The following is a 20,416-nucleotide window of genomic DNA, read 5'->3' as shown; positions in this document are numbered from 1 at the left end:
CAGCAATCGCAGTTCAAGCTCGTCAAGGCGAGCTTGAAGGATCAGGCAATTGGGGCAAAGAGCGTTCTTGATGCGCCTACTCTATCTGATTCCACTCCGCAAGTCCCCCTGCTGAGTAGTTACCATGCGTCTACCTTCCCTCCGCGTGTCAGGCGGAAGTTGATCAGCCCGAAGATGATGGAGATAAAGGCGATGATGATTCCCCCCGCTGCCGCCAGCCCGTACTTGTAATCCTGAAAGGCCCGCGAGTACGTGTAAAACAGCGCCGTGTAGGTGCTACCTGCCGGATACCCCTGCGTCATCACATAGATTTCTTCAAACACTTTGATGGCGCTGATGGTACTCAGCAGGCTACAGACCAGAATGGTGGGCCTCAGCCCCGGCAGCGTGATGTTCCAGAATACCTGCACGCGGCTGGCCCCGTCGATGGTGGCGGCTTCCTCCAGCTCCGGGCTGATGCTTTGCAGGCCCGCCAGATACAGCACCATGTAATAGCCGATGCCCTTCCACAGCGTCACGAACATCACGGCATACAGCGCGGTGGCGGGGTTGTTCAGAAAACTGCCCTTCTGCGGCAGGCCGATAAAACCCAGAATGGTATTCACCGCGCCGTCCTGCTGGTACATCCAGTTCCACATCAGGCCCACCACGGCAAAACTGGTCACCACCGGCACGTAAAAGGCAGTGCGAAAAAAGCCGATCCCCTTCATCGGGCGGTTGACCAGCAGCGCCACCAGAATGGCGATCACCTGAATGACAGGGACGACCAGGATGTATTTGAGACTGTTCTTCAGCCCGGACCAGAACTGCTCGTCGGCAAACAGCTCCTGGAAATTGGCCAGTCCCACCCACTCGGGCGGCGAGATGATGTTGTACTTGGTGAACGCCAGATACGTGCCGAAAATCACCGGCCAGGTGTGGTACACGACCAGCAGGATCAGGAAGGGCATCAGGAAGGCGTAGGCGATCAGCGTGTTGCGGGCCGTGACTTTCGCGCCCGTGCCGCCGACACGGTGCTGTTCTCGGCGCGAGGCTCGCCGGGGGGTTGTGGTCATGGGGGCAAGGATAAACGCTTGTGGGGCTACGGGCGGTGGATGGTCGGTTGTAGGTATTGAATTAGCCGTGAGCTGGAAGGCAAACCCCTCAGTCAGCTTCGCTGCCAGCTCCCCTTAAAAGGGAGCCAAGAAGACCAACTGGCTGGGCAATTCCGCAACTCTTGCCTCCCTTCTGAGGGAAGGTGGCGCGCAGCGCCGGACTCGCAGAGCTGCGAAGCAGAGGGGTCAAATCGTGGCAGCCACCCAAAATCAATTTGCCCTTACTGTTAAACCTTTTGACGGTTAGACCAACAAAAAGCCCCCACCCACACGGGGTAGAGGCCGGGACTACGGAAGCTGAAGGCTCAGGACTTAGTGTCCGTCGCCGTCCTTGGCTTCGCTCTTCCCTTCGTTGTAGCTGGCATTTGCTTCGGCGTTGTGGACCTCGGCCTTGGCACGGTCTTCCACGGCTTTCGCCTTGTCGCCCGCGTTCTCCAGGGTGCTGCCGCCTACCTTCGATGCCAGATCGTGTCCGGCAGCGCGGGCGCGGTCGGCACCCTCGTTGATCTTGGCCTTGGCCGCGTCGAGCATATTGCCAGCAGTGCTTTTGTCGTCACTCATGCAAATGACCTCCTGTGAAGTGAATTCCCGTTAAGGTCCCCCAAAGATGCGCCCCCTGATCGGCATTGGGATGAGGTAACGCTTCAGACACCGTTATTACCGGGGTGTGGCCCGTCCCAGCCTGTGCCCCAGACTTTTGAACCTGCTCCAAACCCGGACGGTAACACCGGGAGCATCGCCCCGGATGGCCGAGAGGCGCTAGATTGAAAGTTATGAGCAGCCATATTCAGCGGCCCGAGCAGGGCGAGAAGATCACCATGCAGGGCGACAAACTCACCATTCCCAACCACCCGATCATTCCCTTCGTGGAAGGCGACGGCACCGGGGCGGACATCTGGAAGGCCAGCGTACGCGTGCTTGACGCCGCCGTCGAGAAGGCGTACGGCAACGAGCGCAAGATCGAGTGGATGGAAGTCTACGCGGGTGAAAAGAGCGTGCAGGTGTACGGCGAGGGCCAGTGGCTGCCGCAGGAGACCATCGATACCTTCGACGAGTACCTGTTCGGCATCAAGGGACCGCTGACCACGCCCGTCGGCGGCGGCATCCGCAGCATCAACGTGGCGCTGCGTCAGGAGCTTGACCTCTACGCCTGCGTGCGCCCAGTGCAGTACTTCGCGGGCGTGCCCAGCCCCCTGCTACACCCCGAGTACGTCAACATGACCATCTTCCGTGAGAACACCGAGGACATCTACGCCGGGATCGAGTACATGGCCGGAACCCCCGAAGCCGACAAGATGCGCGATTTCCTGGTCAACGAGATGGGTGTGACCAAGATCCGCTTCCCCGAAAGCTCCTCATTCGGCGTCAAGCCCGTCTCTAAGGACGGCACCGAGCGGCTGGTGCGCGCGGCCATCCAGTACGCCATCGACAATGACCGCAAGAGCGTGTCGCTGGTCCACAAGGGCAACATCATGAAGTTCACCGAGGGCGCATTCCGCGACTGGGGGTATGAACTCGCCAAGAACGAATTCGGCGCAAAGGAAATCGACGGCGGCCCGTGGTGCGAGCTGCCCAATGGCATCGTCATCAAGGACGTGATCGCGGATAACTTCCTCCAGCAGATCCTGCTGCGCCCCAGGGAATATGACGTGATCGCCACGCTGAACCTCAACGGTGACTACATCAGTGACGCGCTGGCAGCGCAGGTGGGCGGCATCGGCATCGCGCCCGGTGCGAACATCAACTACGTGACCGGCCACGCCATCTTCGAGGCCACACACGGCACCGCGCCCAAGTACGCGGGCAAGAACGTGATCAACCCCAGCTCCGTGATTCTGTCCGGCGAGATGATGCTGCGCTACATGGGCTGGACCGAGGCCGCCGACATGATCCTGAAGGGTCTGGACGCCACCATCGCGCAGAAAGTCGTGACCTACGACTTTGCCCGCAACATGGAAGGCGCGAAGGAAGTCAAGACCAGCGAGTTTGCCGACGCGATCATCGGTAACATGGCGTAAATCTCAAGGTAGAGAGGGGGCCGGGGCAGATGCTTCCGGCCCTTCTTTTTGCCGCTGGTGAGGTGTCGGTCTGTGCCGGTTAATGGAGAGCCGAGGAGCGCGGTGGGCCGGGCAATTCCGCAACTCTTGCCTCCCTTTTGAGGGGAGGTGCCCCGGAGGGGCGGAGGGGTTAAACCGTGGAAGCAACCCCCTAAAACTGCCAGAAAGATCAAGTCACCTCCCAGCCCCGCCCAACTGCCCTATCCTGCCCATATGGCAAGACTGATTCTCGCTGCTGTCGGCGTCGTGCTGCTGGCCATCGCGGCCCTGGCGCTGGTGTGGCTGCTGGGCCAAGTGCTGGTGGGGCTGGGGGCGTTCGTGGTGGGGACGGTGGGGGTGCTGTGGCGTTTGCTGGGCTTTCTGATTCTGGCGGGGGCGCTGGGCGGTCTGGTCTATTTCCTGGCGAGTGCATGGCGGCCCTCGGCGCGTGTGGCAGTCGCCGCTGAACCTGTGCGTCCAGCAAAAGTTCGGCTGACCAAAAAACCCGCCTCAAAGATCAAAGCGTGAGCGGCAGCCATCCAGACCGTTTTCTGGGCCGCGCCGACGTGTACGCCTCCGCCCGCCCCACATATCCCCCGGCGCTGGGGGATATGTGGGGCGGGGCTGGGCCTGCTCTCTGGCCGGGTGGCGGATGTGGGGGCGGGAACGGGACTGTTCACGCGGCTGCTGCTGGTGCATGGGGGCGGACCCGCCTTTGCCGTGGATGCTGTCGAACCCAACCCGGAAATGCGGGCGCAACTTGGGACGGCGCTGGTTCAGGAAACGCTGGCGGGTCGCTTGCGCGTTCATGACGGCACCTCAGAGGCCACCTCTCTGGATTCCGCCTTTGTTTCGCTGGTCACTGCCGCGCAGGCTGCCCACTGGTTTTCCCCCGTTCCCACCGTGTGGGAGTTCCGGCGTGTGCTGGTTCCTGGCGGTCAGATTCTGCTGGTCTGGAACGACTGGCGCGGGGCGGAGACGCCGTTCAACGCCGCCTTCCGTGCAGTGGTGACCCACTTCAGCCGCGAGGACGGCGAACTGATCTCGCGCGTGCCGGAACAGGAGTTGCCCGCGCTGATGCCAGGCGGCTTCGAGATTCAGATGTTCGACAATCCGGTGCCGTTTACCCGCGAACGCCTGCGCGCCCTGGCGGGAAGTGTCAGCTATCTGCCGTCGCCTAGCGATCCTGGGTTTGCGGCTGTGGCCCAGCGATTGGACGCCGCTTTCGACGCCCACGCTTCTGGCGATCACGTCACGCTGGCTTACCGCACTCATGCATATCTGGGCCGACTGGATTGACCTGAAATCGTTCTGGACGTGTGTGTCTCAACTTCCTGGCGTGCTGCCCGGCAACACCGCCACCCTCCCGATCATGTAGGCCACGCCGTACAGGAACAGGGTGGCGACGGGCAGGAACTTCAGTCCTGCGCGGTGTTCGATCATGCGCCCCCGGACCAGCACCTCGATGACGTACAGGCTGAGCAGGGCAAAGGCCGAATACATCCAGTGTTCCAGATCACGGCTGGGGTCATAGGGCAGGCCGTATTTGGTCAGGCCGCCCCCGACGTTGACCGCGCTGGGCACCTTCGCGCCGCCCAGGGCCAGGATCACGCCAGTCGCCACCGGGATCAGGGTCAGCACCCAGACGATCCGCAGCCACACCGTGAACGAGTTGCTCACGCGGCCCTTGACCGCCGGGGCAATGCTCCAGATCAGCAGAATCAGCGTGGACAGGGCGTAGGGGGTGGGAAACAGCAGGGCCAGCGAGGAGCCGAACTGATAGCCGTGAATGGCGCGGAGCAGTTCCATATACGGCTTAGCGTAGCGCGGCGGCGCGGCCCACGACTGCAAGGGGAGACCAGCTTCGGGCTGGGGCAAGGGGAGACCAGCTTCGGGCTGGGCCTAGCCCTTGTCGGGCAGGTCCACCAACGTGAGTTCAGGCAGATAGCTGCCGGGGCGCAGTGGAGCAGTCTCGCCGCTGCGGCGCAGGCGCAGGCCGACTGGCACCTCCACCAGCAGAATATTGGGGCCGCTCAGGGTGATCATCAATCCCTCCAGTGCGGGCGCACCGAAGGCAGTGCCCAGGTCGCTTGGCCCCGGCGGCAGCTTGACGGAGTGCTGACCGTAGGGTCCGGCGGCGCGTATGCTGGCCGCGCCCTGATGCACGGCCTCCTGGTGCAGGGTGAGGGGCTGGCCCAGTCCGGCCAGGGCACCCAGCGGGTGCTGCGGCGCGCGGCCTGCGCGGCCCACCGCGACGCCCAGCAGGGTTCCGGGCCGGACCACGTCCCCGGCCTCGATCAGCCGCGCACCCTGGCTGACTTCCAGATCGGCGGGCACCCGCAGAATTTTCAGGCCGTCGCGGTGCTGTTCGGCGCGCAGGCCGCTCAGGTGTGGCACGCTGGCCAGTTGCCCCAGATCGAAGGGGCCGCCCAGGGGAATCGGCACGGGCGTGATCTCGCCCCCTGCCGCCACCAGCGCCAGCACCCGGCCCCCGCTGTACTCGATGCCTTCCACCGCAGGCGGCTCGTTCTGCGGCGCGGCCTGCGGTCTCAGCACCGGGCGCAGGCGGGCGCTGGCCACCGCCGCAGACCCACGCAGGGCAGATCCGCCCCTGGCCACCTGACCCGCAGCGGACTTGCCCGGCATAGACCCACCCAGGGGCTGCCAGACCCCCCCAGCCCGTCCTCTGCGGCGGGCCAGCAGCCACAGCGCAGCGCCGCCTGCCAGGGCCAGCAGCACCAGCGCCCGCAGCCACTCCAGCCCGCCGATCAGGGCGGCCCAGTTTCCTGCCCGTTCCTGCTGATCCCGGTTGCGCTGGTTCTGCGGGGGCGGTGTGGGCTGTGTCGGTCGCGTGGTCTGGGAGGGCTGTGGAGAAGTGCGGCTGGAGACGGGCGCGGCAGCATACGGCGCGCGGCCCCCTGCACGGCCCATCACGGCGGGCAGGGTCACTTCCGCGTTGCCTGACAGGGTCAACAGCGGCGTGACCGCCTGCCCCGCTGTCAGGTCCGTGTTGATCAGCCGGACAGCGAATTCCCGCGAGCCGGGGATGCGTGACACCACGGCGCTGAGGCCAGGGGGCAGGTCGCCTACCGTGAGATCGTCCAGCCGCACGCCGGAGACAGCCCGGTAGCGCAGCACCGTTTCCTCGCCCCGCGCCAGTTCCCGGTCAGCGCCGGGATTCAGAAGGGTCACAGGCGCGGTGGTGTCCAGACGTAGCAGCACCTGCTGGGGCCGGGCGGCCACGCTGCCGGGGACAGAAGGAGCGTCCGCGCACAGCAGCGCTGCCGCACCGTAGGGAACGTTTCCCCGCGCCGACAGCCTTACCTTTCCGCCCCTGACCACATCCGGGGCCAGCGTGAGGCCCAGGCTGCCAGGGGCCGAGAGCCGGACCCGCGTGCCGTCCTCGAAAGGCACCCGTACGGCGGCCAGACTGGTGACGCGCCGCAGGCCGCTGCCCAGGCCGGGGCCGCCCAGGCGGGGCACCTGTTCCAGCGGCACGGTCCGGCCACTGGCGTAATCGCTGGCGGTCAGCGCGCGGCGGGCGTCGGCGGGAATGCGGGTGCCCAGCGCCAGATAGTGCAGCCGGTCAAAGGGGCCGCGCTCCGCGAAGGCCGCCAGCGCCTGGGCCGCCGTGAAGGGCCGCAGACTGTCGTTGTCGATGCCGTCGGTCAGCACGAACACGGTGGTCACGTACTGCTCGCCTCCCGTCAGTGGCTCCAGGGCGGCGCGCAGGCTGCGGTACAGGTAGGTGTTGCTGCCGTCCGCCTTCAGCCGCCTCAGGGCAGTGTTCCATTCCGGCGTTCCGGCGGGCCGGTCAAAGCCCCGGCGCGTGCGCAGCCCGGCGTCGAAGGTCAGCAGCTCCACCCGGTCAGGCCGCGCCTGCCGCACGTAGCGGTTGATCTCGGCTCGCACCCGCCCGAAGATGTCGGCTCGCCCGTCCCCGATGCCGCGCATGCTGCCGCTGGTGTCCAGCACGAACACCGCCCGCGTGCGCGTGGGCAGCGGGCCATCTGTCAGGGCGCAGGCGGCAGGCGGCGCAGGCGGGGGCGGATTCGGCGTTGCCCCAGCCGTTGCCGCCGTGACAACCGTGCTGAGACTCAAGGCGAGGAGGAAGGTGGCGGGCTGCATCTGTGTCTATTGTGCCCGAGACCGGACCTGTTGGCTGCCGCGCCGTGATCCGGTCCTGCACCGGACGCCGGAAGAGGTGAGACAGACCTGCCAGTCGCCTCCCCCGCCCAAACGCCGATCAGGCTACGCCAGTTGCTCTTTCAGAAAGCCCATCAGCCCTTTGATGTACTCGCGGTCAAAGCGGAATTCCACGCCTGCTGCGCGGTACAGCTCCGGTACGCCCGCCGCATTGCCCAGACGCAGGGCAGCCTTGTAACGCGTCAGCGCCCCCGCCGCATCTTCCCGCGCTTCCCGCCAGATGCCGACTGCGGCCAGATAGCACATGGCGTATTCAATGTAATAAAAGGGAGCCTGGAAGATATGGTAGTACTGCCATCCCTTGGCCCTCACGCCCTCGTCGATGCCGTTCCAATCGACGAACGGGTGGAAAGTCCTGTCCAGTTCCAGCCATTTGGCGTCCAGTTCGGCGATGCCCACATCCTGGGGTGCCTCAGCGTAGAGCCAGTGCTGGAAGGCGTCCATCTGCGCGGCCCAGGGCAGGAAAGCCACCACGCCCTGAAGCTGGCTGCGGCGGTAGCGGGACAGTTCCTTGGGGTCAAAGACATGGCCCAGATGGTCCAGGGTCAGGAATTCCATCGCCATGCTGGGAATCTCCACGAATTCGATGGGACTCCAGCGGTTCCACACCAGCGGCTGCGCGTCGCCGCTGTAAAAACCGTGGAAAGCGTGGCCCACCTCATGAAACAGCACCTGAAGATCGTGCGCCGTGCCCACCACGTTCATCAGCACGAAGGGTTCGTTGTTGACCGGGAAATACTGGCAGTACGCGTGCGTCATCTTGCCGGGGCGGGATTCCAGGTCCAGCAGCCCGCCCTCGCGCATCTGCCCGAAGCGGACGGCCAGATCGGCGTCCACGCCCGCGAAGGCCCTCTGCGCAATTTCCTGTAACCCCTCGCCTGTGGTAAACGGCTTCAGTGCTTCCCGGCCCGAGGGGTCCAGCAGGTTGCTGCGGTTGAAGTCCCAGGGGCGAATGCTCTCCAGCCCCAGCTCCCGCGCGATGTTCCCCAGCAGCCCCGTCGCCAGCGGCACCACCTCCTCCCGCACCGCGTCGTGAAAGGCGCGGCAGTCGGCGGGGGTGTAATCTACGCGGTCCAGTTGCTTCCAGCGAAAGTCACGGTAATTGGCTGCGTCGGCGTTGTGGGCCAGTTGCTGGCGGGTGTGGATCAGGTCCAGCATCACCGCGTCCAGCTCGGGGGCCACGGCCATGTTGCTGACTGTCAGCGCCCACCACGCGTCCTCGCGCACCTGGCGGTCCGGGCTGTCCAGCCGCTGTTTGGCCTGCGGGATGGTCAGTTGCTCGCCGTTCAGCGTGACTTGCTGGTTGCCCGTGATGACGGAATGGCGGTTTTTTTGCTGTGCATGGGTGACTTCCAACTCCACGTTGGCCTCGCGGAACAGCGCGGCGGCGTCGCGGAAGCGGCGGTAATTCAGCGCGAAGTCTGGCGCGGGCGTGTATTCCGCCACCGCCAGCAGTTTCTCGGTGAGCGCCTGCCCGGTGCGGCTGGCGGTGGGGATTACCCCGGCCACGAAGGTCTGGTAACGCCCCTGCACCGCCTCGTCATCGGTGTGGAGGTCCGCGTGGGTGGACAGCTTGGCCGCCGCCTCGCCCAGTTCGGCGTCCAGCGCACTCCAGCGCTCCAGCCAGTCGGGCACGTCCGCCGCCGTCAGCTCGGCCTCCAGCAAAGCTTCATAGCGCGGGCGGTATGCCTCCCAGTCTGCGGCGTGTTCGGAAACCTGCAACTTGTTCTCAACCCGGTCCAGTGATGCCGTCATGGCGGGGAGTGTAGCGTGTGGCAGGTGCTGCAACGCGGGTCAGATGGCTCAGAAACTGACCGTCTGGCCAGGCCCCGCGTCTGTCACTCCGGGGCGTCGGCCCCGCGTTTGCCCGGTCCGCCCTTGCCCTCGTTCTCGGAGGCGCGGCGCAGTTCGCCCGCAGGCACGCCCAGCAACATGCCCTGATCGCTGTACACGTCCACAGTTCCGGCCAGCGGATGCAGTTTGGTCACCTTGCCGCACGCGCCGCTGCCGGTGTGGCAGACCTTGGCGTTCTTGCGCGGCAGATCGCGCAGCAGATCCTGATACTGGCTGTGTTCGAATTGCAGGCAGCACAGCAAGCGCCCACACGGCCCCGACAGCTTTTCCGGGTTCAGCGGCAATTGCTGATCGCGCGCCATGCGGATGCTGACCGGGGCGAAGTCCTGAAGGTGGGTGGACGAGCAGTTCTCACGCCCGCACGCACCCAGTGCGCCGATCATCTGCGCCTGCTCACGCGGACCGATGGCGGCAAAGTTGACACGGGCATTTGTCTGCGCGCGGACCTCACCGATCAGCCCCGTCAGTTCGATGCGTTCGTCGGCGCTGTAGCTGACCGTGACCAGGCTCTCGTCCAGCGTGAATTCCACGGCCACCAGCTTGACCGCCAGCCCGCGCTCCCGCGCCCGCGCCCGCAGCAGCCATTTCAGATCGTTGCCGGTGCGGTTCAGCTCGTCCCAGCGGGTCAGGTCTTCGGGGGTGGCCGCGCGCAGCACCGCGCCGTAGCGCTCATTGCTCCTGGCCTGCCCCGGCTCGCCGCGCACGGTGGCCACCTCCGGCCCACGCTTGCCCTGCACCACCACCTGCGTGCCCACGGCAAAGGTGTCCTCACTGAGCATGGGGTGGAGGCGCGGACTGCGCTCGAAGCGGACAGGAAGGACAACCATTGGCCGCAGCATGTCACGCCGGGGGGCGCTGCGACGGGAGTTGAGGCACAAATCCGGGTGTGGGAGGGAGGGTCACCGCGCTTTCCAGCAGCCCGCGCCCATCGAGAAGGCGGCGATGTGGGCCGGTTCGGATGTTCAGGCATGGGACATCGCTGGCCTTGCCTGCGAGAGCGGTGATCTGCTGGCTCTCGCAGAGGCGCAGGCGTATGGCGCGGCCATGAGCAGCACTGACCTGACCCGTTCCAGATCTGCTCAAGTCCTGGATGAACCAGGAACGCAGAATGGCACGGACTGCACCCTGATTCGCCGCCGCAAGACGCCGCAGGACGTGTGGGCAGCGCAGATCTGGGCGCGAGGCGTTAACCTCACCCCATGACTGATCCTGCGAACACGGACACCCTGAAAGTCGGTCTGGTCCAGATTGCTCCAGTGTGGCTGAACCGCGTCCGCACCCTGGAAAAAGTTGCGTGCTACGTGCAGGACGCCGCCGCGCAGGGTTGCGCGCTGGTGGTCTTCGGTGAGGCGCTGGTGCCGGGCTATCCGTTCTGGGTGGAACTGACCGACGGCGCACGGTTCAACAGTCCGGCACAGAAGAAGGTGTACGCCCACTATCTGGATCAGGGCGTGGTGATTGAACGCGGCGACTTGAACGCCCTCTGCGCCCTCGCTGCCGAATATGCGCTGGCAATTTACTTGGGGATCATGGAACGCGCGCCGGACCGGGGTGGACACAGCCTGTATTGCACCCTGATCTACATAGATCAGCGCGGCCAGATTGCCAGCATCCACCGCAAAACCCAGCCCACCTACGAGGAACGCCTGGTCTGGGGCGCGGGCGACGGCCACGGCCTGCGCGTGCATGACCTCGGACCCTTTCGGGTGGGCGGTCTGAACTGCTATGAAAACTGGGTGCCGCTGTTGCGCTCAGCGCTGTACGCCCAGGGTGAGAACGTGCATGTGGCGGTGTGGCCCGGCGGAATGCACAACACCCCCAACATCACGCGCTTTATCGCGCTGGAAAGCCGTTCTTACGTTCTGTCCGTATCGGGCCTGTTGCGCCCCTCTGATATCCCAGATGACTTCCCGCTGCGTCAGGAAATGCTGGATGCGGGCCGATCATTCTTCGCCAACGGTGGAACTGCCGCCGCCGCCCCCGACGGTTCCTGGCTGCTGGAGCCAGTGGCCGAAACGGAGGGGCTGTTCACCGTGGAGCTGCGCCATGCCCATGTGCGCGAGGAACGCCAGAACTTCGACGTGGCAGGCCATTACGCCCGCCCCGACATCGTGCAACTCCGGGTGAACCGTGAGCGGCAGCGCATGGCGCGGTTTGAGGATGGGGAGGAATGACAGTTCAAACGGTCCAGTTGCAGAAAATAGGCATTCCTTTTCCCGGTGAGATCGTTCGGCTTTTAGACGTTGCGTCAGCCCCTCACCCCGTATTCCGCACCCCCGCCGCGATCCCCTGCAAGCTCAGCATCAGCGGGCGCTCGAAGGTGTCCAGGCCGCCTTCCTCGGCGCGGGCGCGGCGCAGCAGTTCCACCTGAATACGGTGAATGGGATCGATGTATGGGTTGCGCAGGCTGATGCTCTCGCGCAGGCGGGGTTCATTGTCCAACAACTCCGCGCCCACCACGGCCTCCACCAGTTCCACGGTCTCGCGGTAGGCGGCCTGAAGGGCGTCGGCCAGCGGGTGCGGCCCCAGCAGGCGCAGGTATTCCTCGAAGATCAGCGGGTCACTCTTGGCCAGGCTCATCTGCGCGTTGTCCAGCACGGTGCGGAAGAACGGCCACGCCGCGTACATCTCCCGCGCCGCGTCTGGCCCGATGCTCTGCAACCCTTCCCGCAGGCCGTACCAGCCGGGGAGGTTGCTGCGAATCTGCGTCCAGCTCATCACCCACGGAATGGCGCGCAGGTTGGTCAGTGTGGGCGCACCGGGGCGGCGAACGGGGCGCGAGGCGATGTTCAGCCGGGCGATTTCATGAATGGGGGTGGCCGCCTCAAAGAAGGGCAGGAAGCCGTCGTCATGCACGAGGGCGCGGTAAGCCGTAGCGCTGGCGGCAGCAGCCGTGTCCATCGCCGCCGTCCATACTTCCCGTAGCGAATCTGCCGGGCGCGCGGCAGACAGCAGCAGCCCGTACAGCGCCTGTTCCAGATTGCGCCGCGCCAGCACGGGATGGCTGTATTTATCCGCCAGCGCCTCGCCCTGTTCGGTGATCCGCAGTCCGGCGTCGATGGTTCCGGCAGGCTGCCCCAGGATCGCGCGGGAGGCTGGCCCGCCGCCGCGCCCGATACTGGTGCCGCGCCCGTGGAAGAAACGCCAGCGCACGCCCGCCGCCCGGCACACGTCGCTGATCTGCCGCTGGGCCTCGTGCAGCGCCCAGTTGGCAGCCAGGAATCCGGCGTCCTTGTTGCTGTCCGAATACCCCAGCATGATTTCCTGCACGTCCTCGCCCAGAATCGCGCGGTATTCGGGCAGGGCCAGCAGATCGGTCATGACCTGCGGGGCGCGTTGCAGGTCGTCCAGCGTCTCGAACAGCGGCACGGTCAGCACGCGCAATCCCACCTCGCGGGCCAGCAGCAGCGGCTCCAGCACGTCACTGACGCTCTCGGCCATGCTGATGATGTAGCGCCCAAAGGCACGCGGTCCCGCAACAGCTATGGCGTCCCGGACCTCGCGGATGGGGCCGATCACGGTTTCCAGTTCGTCGGTCAGCGCTTCCCCGGCAGGCCAGAGCGGGCGGCGGGAGCGCAGTTCGGTGGTGAGGAGCTTTTGACGGTCCGCCTCCGAAAGGGCTAGATAATCGGCTTCCATCCCGGCCTGCTTCAGCAGTTCCGCCACCGCCGCCCCGGTCTGCCCGGAGTGTTCGCGCACGTCCAGACTGACCAGATGCTGCCCGAAGACACGCACCAGCGTCAGCAGCGGCGTCAGGAGCTGATCGGCGGTGCGGTGCTGTCCGTCCCCCCGCAGGCGGATGTCCAGCGCTTCCAGGCGCGGCAGCAAGTCCACCTGTTCGCCGTCGCGCACGGCGTTGTGAAGCTGGCGCAACTCGGTGCGGTACGGCTCGTGCCCCGCCGTCTGCGCCGGATCGCCGTCCTCCTGAGACAGGTTGGCGTAGGTGCGCTTCAATTCGCCCAGCAGCAGTTCACGCGCCCGCTGGCGGTGGACTTCCAGCGTCTCGCGGGTGGCCTGCGGCGTCACGAAGGGGTTGCCGTCGCGGTCCCCGCCCATCCACGACGAGAAACTCAGGGGGATTCTGGCGTCCGACTCCTGTCCGTACACGTTCACGAACGCGCGGCCCAGATCACGTTGCAATTCGGGCAGCGCCCCGGCAATCGCGGTGATGTAGTTCAGGCCGCCCTTGACCTCGTCCAGCACGGTGGGTTTCAGGTGCCTCAGCTCGGGCGTGGACCACATCGCCTCCACATGGGCGGCCACCCGCTCCTGCCCCTCGGTGTCGTCCAGGTGCGGAATATCGCGCGCCACGGCCTCCAGATGCTGGCGGATGGTGCGGCGGCGCATCTCGGTGGGGTGGGCGGTGAAGGTCAGGCCCAGGTTGACGCGCTCGATCAGGGCTTCCACGTCTGCGGCACTCAGCCCCTGTTCTTTCAGGGCCGCCAGCGCACTTTCCAGACTCTGTGAGCGGACGCCATCGCCGCCGCGTAGCGAACGCACCCGCTCGTATTCCTCGGCCAGATTGACCAGTTGGAAATACCACGTAAAGGCCCGCGCCAGCCGTCCTGCGTCCTCGCCGGACAGATCGGCCAGCATCTGCCTCAGTTCGGTGTCGTCTCCCCCGGCCCGGACTTCGCGGACCAGCGCCCGAGTGCGCTCCACGAGGTCAAAAAACGCCTCGCCCTCCTGCTCCTTCAACACGTGGCCCAGCGTGCGGCCCAGCAAGTTCACGTCACTCTTGATGCCCATAGTGGTCCTCCGGTGGTGGTGGGGTGTGGCCCTGACAACGGGGAGTTGAGAGCGGGAAGACAGAGCAGCTCTGCAACCCGTACAGCTCTATAACCCGTCTTCCTCCACCCCTTCTTCCACGGCACGGTAGCGTTCTATGCCCACCGCCCGCCCCGCCTCTATCTGGACATACACGGCATTCAGCTCGGCGCGGCCCTCGGCCACCGCGTACCGGTGGGGGCGTTCGGTGACAAAACGGGCCACCGGACCAGCCGGGTCCGAACCGATGATGCTGTCGTGTGGGCCAGTGAATCCGGCGTCAGTCTGGAAGGCGGTGCCCAGCGGCAGAATGCGCGTGTCGGCGGTGGGCACATGCGTATGCGTGCCGACCACGGCGGCCACCCGTCCGTCCAGATGCCATGCCATGCCCGCCTTCTCGCTGCTGGCCTCGGCGTGAAAGTCCACGAACACACTGCCCAGATCATCCAGTTCCAGCAGTCTGTCTATGGCGCTGAACGGATTGGACACCTGATCCATGAATACGCGCCCCAGCAGGTTGACCACTGTGAGGCGCTCGGTCTGACCGCCCGCCGTCTGGACCTCGAAGGTGCGCCAGCCGACGCCGGGGGTGGCTGGATCGGCGTAATTCAGTGGGCGCACGATGGGGTAGTTCTCCGGGTCCTGCATCAATTTGTGGATGTCGCGGTGTTGCCAGGCGTGGTTGCCCAGCGTCATGCAGTCGGCCCCGGCCCGCAGTGCGCCCTCGGCGGCCTCGCGGTGCATGCCGAAGCCCCCGGCAGCGTTTTCCATATTGACGACGGCAAAATCCACATCCCGGCGAAGGTCTGGCAGGGTTTTTCCCAGCATCCGGCGGCCCGGTTGCCCGAACACGTCTCCCACGAACAGCAGCTTGATCATGCGGCCCAGGCTAGCGTCTGTGCTGCTTCAGTTTCTGCGCCGTAATGCCCCCGTAATGCCCTGGCCCGAGGCTGGGCAGTAGGAGGAACCACCATGACCACCATACCGATGAACAGAATTCTCGTGACCACCGACGGCAGCGAACTCGGACAGCACGCCCTGACCCATGCGCAGGGACTGGCGAAGGCACTGGGGGCCGAACTGCTGGTCCTGAGCATCCAGACCGATCCGCTGGTGGCGGCTTACGGCGAATACGCCTACGCCATGCCCACGTCCAACGAAAGCATGGACGAAATGAAGGCGAGCCTGGAAAACCTCCTGCACGAGCGGGTGCCGGACGCCAGGATCATGGTGGAACGCGCCCAGGGCCGCCATGTGTCCCGCGCCATTCTGGACGTGGCCCGCGAGGAAGGCGCGCAGATGATCGTCATGACCACCCACGGACGCAGCGGTCTGGGCCGCGCCCTGCTGGGCAGTGTGGCGCAGGCGGTGGCCCAGCATGCGGCGGTGCCCGTGCTGCTGATCAAGGGCGATCAGGGTCCGGTGGAGTGGGGCAAGAGTACCGCCTCGTCGTAATAAACAGTTGGAATTCAGGGGCGGTGATTGCGCATCCCGCCCCTGATTTTTTTTGTTCTTGAGTGAGCGGACGCCTACCCGATAATCCCCGCCACCCCGTTGATGGTCACGGCCACGATCACGGCCCCGAACAGGTACGACAGCAGTGCGTGGCCCAGCAGCAGGCGGCGAAAGGCCCGCGTGGTGATGGTGTTGTTCCTAACCTGAAAGGTCATGCCGATGGTCAGGGAGAGCTAGGTGAAGTCGCGGTAGTCCGCCTCACCCTTCTCGCTCCAACCCTGGTGTCGCGCGAGGATCATGCCCACCAGCCCCCGCGCTTCTCAGGGCCGGGCGGACGGAGTCAGCAGCTCCATTGCAAGGCTCATGTCAGCGCCCGCCAGCACCTGCGCCACAGCCGGGGGATGGCGCGATGTGTCGGTCATGCGCGGAGCATACGCCTGCGGCTTATGTGAGCGTCAGGAATCTGGCAGATACCCGGTCTAGCATTGGGCCATGAAAGAAAGCACCCGCACCTGGCTCCGGCGTTGGATGCCCGTGATGATGTTCGTCCTGTTTGGCCTGCTGATGCTGGGGCAGGTCTGGCTGTCCATGAATCTGGTCTAGTCCCAGCCGTTGAACAGCGTGTCCCCGCGTGTCTGGGGTTTCCAGTAGTGAACGCTGTACCGTTCCCAGGCGTCGGGCGAGGCCAGCAAAAGCTGACGCTCTGGCGCGGTCAGGTCCGCCGAGAGCCACCCAGGGCTGAGCATCAACAGCTTCCCCGTCGCGGAAAGGGCGTCCCAGAGCGGGCCAGCGCCCACGTACCGCCGCCCTACCATCAGCCCCTCCGTATCATCAGGATGAACCAGGGCCACTATATTTCCCCGCAGTAACAGTGTTCCAACGTGCTGACCGTGCTGGTCACGGTAGATCAATGTTGTGAAACTCCTGTATGGATCGGATGGCCCTGGCGTGGCCCGGCAACGAAGCAGTCTGGCCGCCAACCGCAAAGCCGACTCAATCTCATGCGGCTCGGAGTGCAACTCCCCGTATTCGCCCCACACCAGTTGGGTGATTGCGTCCAGTGATTTCACCCCCTGAGCATATGCCGCTCCAGCCCGCTCAGTCCGGCAAGAACAGCGAGACCTTCACCCCAAAATACCCGGCCAGCTTCCGCACCTGCCCCAGCGTGAACGCACGCCTGCGCCCCAGCAGTTGGCTGATGGTGCTTTGGCTGATGCCCACGGCTTTGGCGAGTTGGTGCTGGGTCAGGTGGCTCCCGCAATGCCAATATTGGGGGGCTAGTTGGGCGGTGAGCTGGAAGGCGAAAAGAAACCCCTCAGTCTGCTTTGCAGCCAGCTCCCCTCAAAAGGGAGCCAAGAGACGCAATTGATCGTGTCACACGCTATCTTCTTGCCTCCCTTCTGAGGGGAGGTGGCCCGCAGGGCCGGAGGGGTTAAACGGGCATGGCAACTCTAGGAACGGCTTGTAAAGCCTGCCATAAGCTATCTCGCTTCCGGTTTGCCCACGCCTATGCGCGTAAACTCTTCCAGTGACCATCTCCGCGCCCAACCTGTCCAAATTGCTGCCCGCCGCCCCGCCCGGCAACCTGCTGCTGCTTCCGCAGGTGGCGCGGGCGGCGCTGTTCGCGGCCTTTCCTGGCCCGGCGGTGCTGCTGACCACCGCTGACCGCATTGGCAGCTACGCCTCGGCGGGGGCGCTGGGTGCGCCGGTCTCGGTCAATCCGGGCCTGCGCGACTGGGACGGCAAGCACGAGCATGTGGTGCTGGACGTGAACACGGCGCTGGATCTGTTCCCCGCCCACCCCGAAGACCACGCCCTGAGCCTGCGCGTGGGCCGCAACTACCCACGCGAGGCGCTGCTGACGCGCCTGGAACGCCTGGGCTATGAGCGGGGAGAAGAACCCGGCTATGAGCTGCGCGGCGATACCCTGGAACTGCGCCTCAGCCCCGGCGCGGGCCGCCCCACCGACGCAGACGGCGACATCTGGGTGCGGGCCGAGTTCTTCGGGGACGAGTTGGACACCCTGCGCCTGCTGGCCCCCGGCGAGATGAGCGGCGAGAAGGCCGAGAGCTTCACGCTGGAACCCACCGCCGACTACCTGACGGAAACCAAGTGGGACGCCACCCGCCTGGAACTGCTGCCGGGCCGCGTGTTTCTGGACTCCCCGGAGTTTTACGCCTCCAGCCTGGGCGTGCTGACCGACACCCTGTGGCCCAAACTGGCCGGGCGCGAGGTCACCAGTTTTGGCCGCGCTCCGCTGGAGCTGCCCAGTCTGGACACTGGCCTGCTGACGCTGCCCTTCTACCGCGCCCGCCTGGGCGATCTGGAAAGTGATGTGGCCGAGTGGCGCAAGGCCGATTACCGCGTCCTGATCCTGGTGCGCCATGACCGCACGGCGGCGTATCTGGCCGACAAATTGCTGAACACCCACGAGATTCCCTGGCTGACCCTCCCGCGCGTGGAGGAAGGTGGCCTGGGCTTCCTGCGCGGCGGGGGAGAGGGCGGCTTCGTCATTCCCGAACACCGCACCGTTGTTATTACCGAAGATCTGATCTACGGCTTCCAGGGCGGCTCCGCATTGCGCGGTAAGCGGCTGGCGGGCCGCCCGGTCACGGACGCGCTGGGGCTGCACGTCGGCGATTACCTGATTCACCCCGAACACGGCATTGGGCAGTTTCTGGGGCTGGAAACATTGACGGTGCTGGGCGTGACCCGCGATTATCTGGATCTGGAGTACCGCAAGGGCGCACACCTGCGTGTTCCGATTGAGCAACTGCCCGTGCTGCGCCGCCATCCCGGCACCACCGACGATCCGCCCGTCTTGAGCAGCTTTGACAAGAAGGATTGGGCGCGTGCGAAGGATAAGGCCCGCAAGAACGCTGAGGAGGTGGCGGGCAAGTTGCTGGTCCAGTACGCTGCCCGGCAGGTCACACCCGGTAACGAATTTGCCCCGTTGCCAGAGTGGGAAAAGCAGATCGAGGACAACTTCCAGTTTGAGCTGACCAGTGACCAGCGCATCTCCCTCAAGGAAACGCTGAAAGACCTGGAGAAACCTAACCCCGCTGACCGCCTGATCTCCGGCGACGTGGGCTTCGGCAAGACCGAAGTGGCCCTGCGTGCTGCCCACCGCGTCGTGGGTCACGGGATGCAGGTGGCGATTCTGGTTCCCACCACGCTGCTGGCCGAGCAGCACACCTCCACCTTCGTGGAGCGTTTCAAGGAGCTGCCCGTGCGGGTGGAGGGGCTGTCGCGTTTTACCTCGCCGCAGTCCTCCAAGGCCATCCTGCGCGATCTGGCGGCGGGCAAGGTGGACATTCTGATCGGCACGCACCGCCTGCTGAGCGGTGACATTGAATTCAAGAACCTGGGCCTGATCATCGTGGATGAAGAACACCGCTTTGGCGTGTCTCAGAAGGAAAAACTGCGGGCGCTGCGCGGCATGCCCGATGTGGCGGCAGGCAAGCTGGACATTCCCGAGGGGGCGCGGGCGGTGGACACGCTGGCACTCTCGGCCACCCCCATTCCGCGCACCCTCTACATGAGCATGGTGGGCCTGCGCGACATGAGCAGCATCCAGACGCCGCCGAAGGGCCGCAAGCCCATCCAGACGGTGCTGGCCCCCTTTGACCCCAGCACGGTGCGAGACGCCATCATCAGCGAGATTGAGCGCGGCGGCAAGGTCTTTTACATCCATGACCGGATTGCCAGCATCGGCGCTCGCAGCCTGTACCTCCGCAATCTGGTGCCGGAAGCCCGCATTGGCGTGGCGCACGGGCGCATGAACGAGGAGGAGTTAGAAGAGATCATGCTGGGCTTTGAGGAAGGCGCGTTTGACGTGCTGCTGTCCACCACCATCGTGGAGACGGGGCTGGACATCCCGGAGGCCAACACCATTCTGATTGAGCGTTCGGATCGGCTGGGGCTGGCGCAGCTCTACCAGTTGCGCGGGCGGGTGGGCCGCCGGGCGCAGACCGCCTACGCTTACCTGTTTTACCCGCCGCGCATGACCGAGAACGCGCAGCGCCGGTTGTGGGCCATTGCCGACTTGCAAGACCTGGGCAGCGGTCACCTGCTGGCCGAGAAGGACATGGAAATTCGCGGCGTGGGCAACATTCTGGGCGAGGAACAGCACGGGCATGTGCAGGCGGTCAGCATTGACGTGTACACCGAGATGCTCTCGGAGGCGGTGGCGCGGCTGAAGGGCGAGAAGATTCAGGCCCCGGTCAACATCTCCATTGACCTGCCTATCAACGCCCGCCTGACCCCGGAATACTTCGGCGGCGACGACGAGGCGCGGATCGCCACCTATGGCCGCCTCTCGGACGCACGCACCTTGCAGGCGATCAGCCGGGTGGAGCGTGACCTGCGCAAGAAATACGGCCCGCCCGCCCCGGACGTGCAGAACTTCATTGACCTTGCCAAGCTGAGGCTGACGGCTGCCGCCCGGCGGGTGCTGAGCATCGGCGAGACCATGACCGAGTTGCAGATCACCTTCGCCTACAAGGGGCTGGACTACGACGCCGCCGGACTCAAACGCTTTCCCCACAAGACCGAGGTGCAGACCTTCCCGCCGAGTGTGAAGATGGAGAAGCGGGGCATTAAGGTGGACGATTATGCGCGGATGATTATTGAACTTTTGGGGTATTTTGGGTGATAACTGACCTTACGCGGCAGAGTTTTGAAAATTCTCGGATTGCTGCCTCAGCCTTTGTAATTCCTCGTATGAAGTTTTAAGAGCGGCGATATACATCTTTGTTCGCATCGCAAAGTGATTTTCCTTGCGGATGATTTTCAATTTTTCCAGCTTGATATGTCCGTAGAATGAACAGAGAATGTGTTTGATCTGACATGCAGGTGTACTGGCAGGCGACTTCCCAAGAGAGGCATTTTGCTTGAGTGATTTGTGAAATTCTTCTACGGGCCATCGTTTCTGATAGATCGCAAGGGTTTCATTTGCGGTCAGACTGCTGTCATCGCTGCATAAATACAGAATGCCACTTGAAC

General features: G+C 64.9%; 18 protein-coding genes and 1 pseudogene. 7 read left to right on the top strand and 12 right to left on the bottom strand.

Annotated elements, in window-relative coordinates; all coding sequences use genetic code 11:
• Positions 1 to 119: 119 nt before the first annotated feature.
• Together Q319_RS0116960 and Q319_RS0116955 are read right to left on the bottom strand one after the other, a co-directional pair.
• Positions 120 to 1,055: a carbohydrate ABC transporter permease gene (locus Q319_RS0116960; RefSeq protein ID WP_029483648.1), complete on the bottom strand. Its 936-nt coding sequence runs from the start codon at positions 1,053 to 1,055 to the stop codon at positions 120 to 122.
• A 351-nt stretch (positions 1,056 to 1,406) separates the two neighbouring features.
• Positions 1,407 to 1,655, bottom strand: a complete 249-nt coding sequence (locus tag Q319_RS0116955) for a hypothetical protein (RefSeq protein ID WP_029483647.1) — start codon at positions 1,653 to 1,655, stop codon at positions 1,407 to 1,409.
• A 212-nt stretch (positions 1,656 to 1,867) separates the two neighbouring features.
• On the opposite strand from Q319_RS0116955, the gene icd reads away from it, so the two are divergent.
• The 3 genes from icd to Q319_RS24735 all read left to right on the top strand — a co-directional run bounded on the left by icd (position 1,868) and on the right by Q319_RS24735 (position 4,429).
• On the top strand, positions 1,868 to 3,112 hold the full coding sequence (gene icd, locus Q319_RS0116950; RefSeq protein ID WP_029483646.1) for an NADP-dependent isocitrate dehydrogenase: 1,245 nt from the start codon (positions 1,868 to 1,870) through the stop codon (positions 3,110 to 3,112).
• 252 nt (positions 3,113 to 3,364) lie between these two features.
• The gene (locus Q319_RS0116945) at positions 3,365 to 3,658 is read left to right on the top strand and encodes a hypothetical protein (RefSeq protein WP_245619323.1); all 294 of its coding nucleotides are present in this window, start codon (positions 3,365 to 3,367) and stop codon (positions 3,656 to 3,658) included.
• Positions 3,659 to 3,784: 126 nt separating this feature from the next.
• Positions 3,785 to 4,429 carry a class I SAM-dependent methyltransferase gene (locus Q319_RS24735; protein ID WP_245619321.1) on the top strand — a complete coding sequence of 215 codons (645 nt, stop codon included), beginning with the start codon at positions 3,785 to 3,787 and terminating at the stop codon, positions 4,427 to 4,429.
• A gap of 27 nt (positions 4,430 to 4,456) precedes the next feature.
• On the opposite strand, the gene Q319_RS0116935 is transcribed toward Q319_RS24735, so the two are convergent.
• The 4 genes from Q319_RS0116935 to Q319_RS0116920 form a co-directional block, all read right to left on the bottom strand.
• The gene (locus Q319_RS0116935; RefSeq protein WP_029483644.1) at positions 4,457 to 4,939 is read right to left on the bottom strand and encodes a hypothetical protein; all 483 of its coding nucleotides are present in this window, start codon (positions 4,937 to 4,939) and stop codon (positions 4,457 to 4,459) included.
• A 93-nt stretch (positions 4,940 to 5,032) separates the two neighbouring features.
• Positions 5,033 to 7,258, bottom strand: coding sequence for a vWA domain-containing protein (locus Q319_RS0116930; protein ID WP_034415576.1), 2,226 nt, complete (start codon positions 7,256 to 7,258; stop codon positions 5,033 to 5,035).
• Positions 7,259 to 7,381: 123 nt separating this feature from the next.
• Positions 7,382 to 9,091: a M3 family oligoendopeptidase gene (locus Q319_RS0116925; RefSeq protein WP_029483642.1), complete on the bottom strand. Its 1,710-nt coding sequence runs from the start codon at positions 9,089 to 9,091 to the stop codon at positions 7,382 to 7,384.
• 83 nt (positions 9,092 to 9,174) lie between these two features.
• Positions 9,175 to 10,017: a PSP1 domain-containing protein gene (locus tag Q319_RS0116920; protein WP_029483641.1), complete on the bottom strand. Its 843-nt coding sequence runs from the start codon at positions 10,015 to 10,017 to the stop codon at positions 9,175 to 9,177.
• Between the two features lie 115 nt (positions 10,018 to 10,132).
• Between Q319_RS0116920 and Q319_RS0116915 the strand changes: the two genes are divergently transcribed.
• Positions 10,133 to 10,393, top strand: a complete 261-nt coding sequence (locus Q319_RS0116915; RefSeq protein WP_156039415.1) for a hypothetical protein — start codon at positions 10,133 to 10,135, stop codon at positions 10,391 to 10,393.
• Positions 10,390 to 11,364: a carbon-nitrogen hydrolase family protein gene (locus Q319_RS0116910; RefSeq protein ID WP_029483639.1), complete on the top strand. Its 975-nt coding sequence runs from the start codon at positions 10,390 to 10,392 to the stop codon at positions 11,362 to 11,364. The genes Q319_RS0116915 and Q319_RS0116910 overlap by 4 nt, the downstream gene beginning before the upstream one ends.
• Before the next feature lie 82 nt (positions 11,365 to 11,446).
• Here the strand turns inward: Q319_RS0116910 and Q319_RS0116905 are convergent, their stop codons facing one another.
• Positions 11,447 to 13,939 carry a phosphoenolpyruvate carboxylase gene (locus Q319_RS0116905; RefSeq protein ID WP_029483638.1) on the bottom strand — a complete coding sequence of 831 codons (2,493 nt, stop codon included), beginning with the start codon at positions 13,937 to 13,939 and terminating at the stop codon, positions 11,447 to 11,449.
• Between the two features lie 87 nt (positions 13,940 to 14,026).
• Positions 14,027 to 14,836 carry a TIGR00282 family metallophosphoesterase gene (locus Q319_RS0116900; protein WP_029483637.1) on the bottom strand — a complete coding sequence of 270 codons (810 nt, stop codon included), beginning with the start codon at positions 14,834 to 14,836 and terminating at the stop codon, positions 14,027 to 14,029.
• 93 nt (positions 14,837 to 14,929) lie between these two features.
• Here Q319_RS0116900 and Q319_RS0116895 point away from each other — a divergent pair, with 93 nt between their 5' ends.
• Positions 14,930 to 15,412: a universal stress protein gene (locus Q319_RS0116895; protein ID WP_245619319.1), complete on the top strand. Its 483-nt coding sequence runs from the start codon at positions 14,930 to 14,932 to the stop codon at positions 15,410 to 15,412.
• A 74-nt stretch (positions 15,413 to 15,486) separates the two neighbouring features.
• Here the strand turns inward: Q319_RS0116895 and Q319_RS28740 are convergent, their stop codons facing one another.
• The 3 genes from Q319_RS28740 to Q319_RS27955 form a co-directional block, all read right to left on the bottom strand.
• Entirely contained in the window at positions 15,487 to 15,633 is a 147-nt protein-coding gene (locus tag Q319_RS28740) for a DUF1345 domain-containing protein (protein WP_281173847.1), read from the bottom strand.
• Between the two features lie 378 nt (positions 15,634 to 16,011).
• Entirely contained in the window at positions 16,012 to 16,482 is a 471-nt protein-coding gene (locus Q319_RS0116880) for a hypothetical protein (protein WP_029483635.1), read from the bottom strand.
• Positions 16,483 to 16,510: 28 nt separating this feature from the next.
• Positions 16,511 to 16,660 carry a helix-turn-helix domain-containing protein gene (locus Q319_RS27955; RefSeq protein WP_281173846.1) on the bottom strand — a complete coding sequence of 50 codons (150 nt, stop codon included), beginning with the start codon at positions 16,658 to 16,660 and terminating at the stop codon, positions 16,511 to 16,513.
• 280 nt (positions 16,661 to 16,940) lie between these two features.
• On the opposite strand from Q319_RS27955, the gene Q319_RS0116870 reads away from it, so the two are divergent.
• Positions 16,941 to 20,066, top strand: coding sequence for a DEAD/DEAH box helicase (locus Q319_RS0116870; RefSeq protein ID WP_029483634.1), 3,126 nt, complete (start codon positions 16,941 to 16,943; stop codon positions 20,064 to 20,066).
• A gap of 9 nt (positions 20,067 to 20,075) precedes the next feature.
• Here the strand turns inward: Q319_RS0116870 and Q319_RS28340 are convergent.
• Positions 20,076 to 20,416: pseudogene (locus Q319_RS28340) on the bottom strand (IS701 family transposase); the annotation flags it as partial.

The sequence above is a fragment of the Deinococcus marmoris DSM 12784 genome (assembly GCF_000701405.1).
Taxonomy (GTDB): Bacteria; Deinococcota; Deinococci; order Deinococcales; family Deinococcaceae; genus Deinococcus; species Deinococcus marmoris.
Note: the sequence above shows the minus strand (reverse complement) of the source record. Positions and strands in the feature narration are given on the sequence as shown.

Bases quoted from the DNA above. Each gene is read 5' to 3' on its own strand.
- Q319_RS0116960 (WP_029483648.1), bottom strand. From the start codon at position 1,055: ATGACCACAACCCCCCGGCGAGCCTCGCGCCGAGAACAGCACCGTGTC.
- Q319_RS0116955 (WP_029483647.1), bottom strand. From the start codon at position 1,655: ATGAGTGACGACAAAAGCACTGCTGGCAATATGCTCGACGCGGCCAAG.
- icd (WP_029483646.1), top strand. From the start codon at position 1,868: ATGAGCAGCCATATTCAGCGGCCCGAGCAGGGCGAGAAGATCACCATG.
- Q319_RS0116945 (WP_245619323.1), top strand. From the start codon at position 3,365: ATGGCAAGACTGATTCTCGCTGCTGTCGGCGTCGTGCTGCTGGCCATC.
- Q319_RS0116935 (WP_029483644.1), bottom strand. From the start codon at position 4,939: ATGGAACTGCTCCGCGCCATTCACGGCTATCAGTTCGGCTCCTCGCTG.
- Q319_RS0116930 (WP_034415576.1), bottom strand. From the start codon at position 7,258: ATGCAGCCCGCCACCTTCCTCCTCGCCTTGAGTCTCAGCACGGTTGTC.
- Q319_RS0116925 (WP_029483642.1), bottom strand. From the start codon at position 9,091: ATGACGGCATCACTGGACCGGGTTGAGAACAAGTTGCAGGTTTCCGAA.
- Q319_RS0116920 (WP_029483641.1), bottom strand. From the start codon at position 10,017: ATGGTTGTCCTTCCTGTCCGCTTCGAGCGCAGTCCGCGCCTCCACCCC.
- Q319_RS0116915 (WP_156039415.1), top strand. From the start codon at position 10,133: ATGTGGGCCGGTTCGGATGTTCAGGCATGGGACATCGCTGGCCTTGCC.
- Q319_RS0116910 (WP_029483639.1), top strand. From the start codon at position 10,390: ATGACTGATCCTGCGAACACGGACACCCTGAAAGTCGGTCTGGTCCAG.
- Q319_RS0116905 (WP_029483638.1), bottom strand. From the start codon at position 13,939: ATGGGCATCAAGAGTGACGTGAACTTGCTGGGCCGCACGCTGGGCCAC.
- Q319_RS0116900 (WP_029483637.1), bottom strand. From the start codon at position 14,836: ATGATCAAGCTGCTGTTCGTGGGAGACGTGTTCGGGCAACCGGGCCGC.
- Q319_RS0116895 (WP_245619319.1), top strand. From the start codon at position 14,930: ATGACCACCATACCGATGAACAGAATTCTCGTGACCACCGACGGCAGC.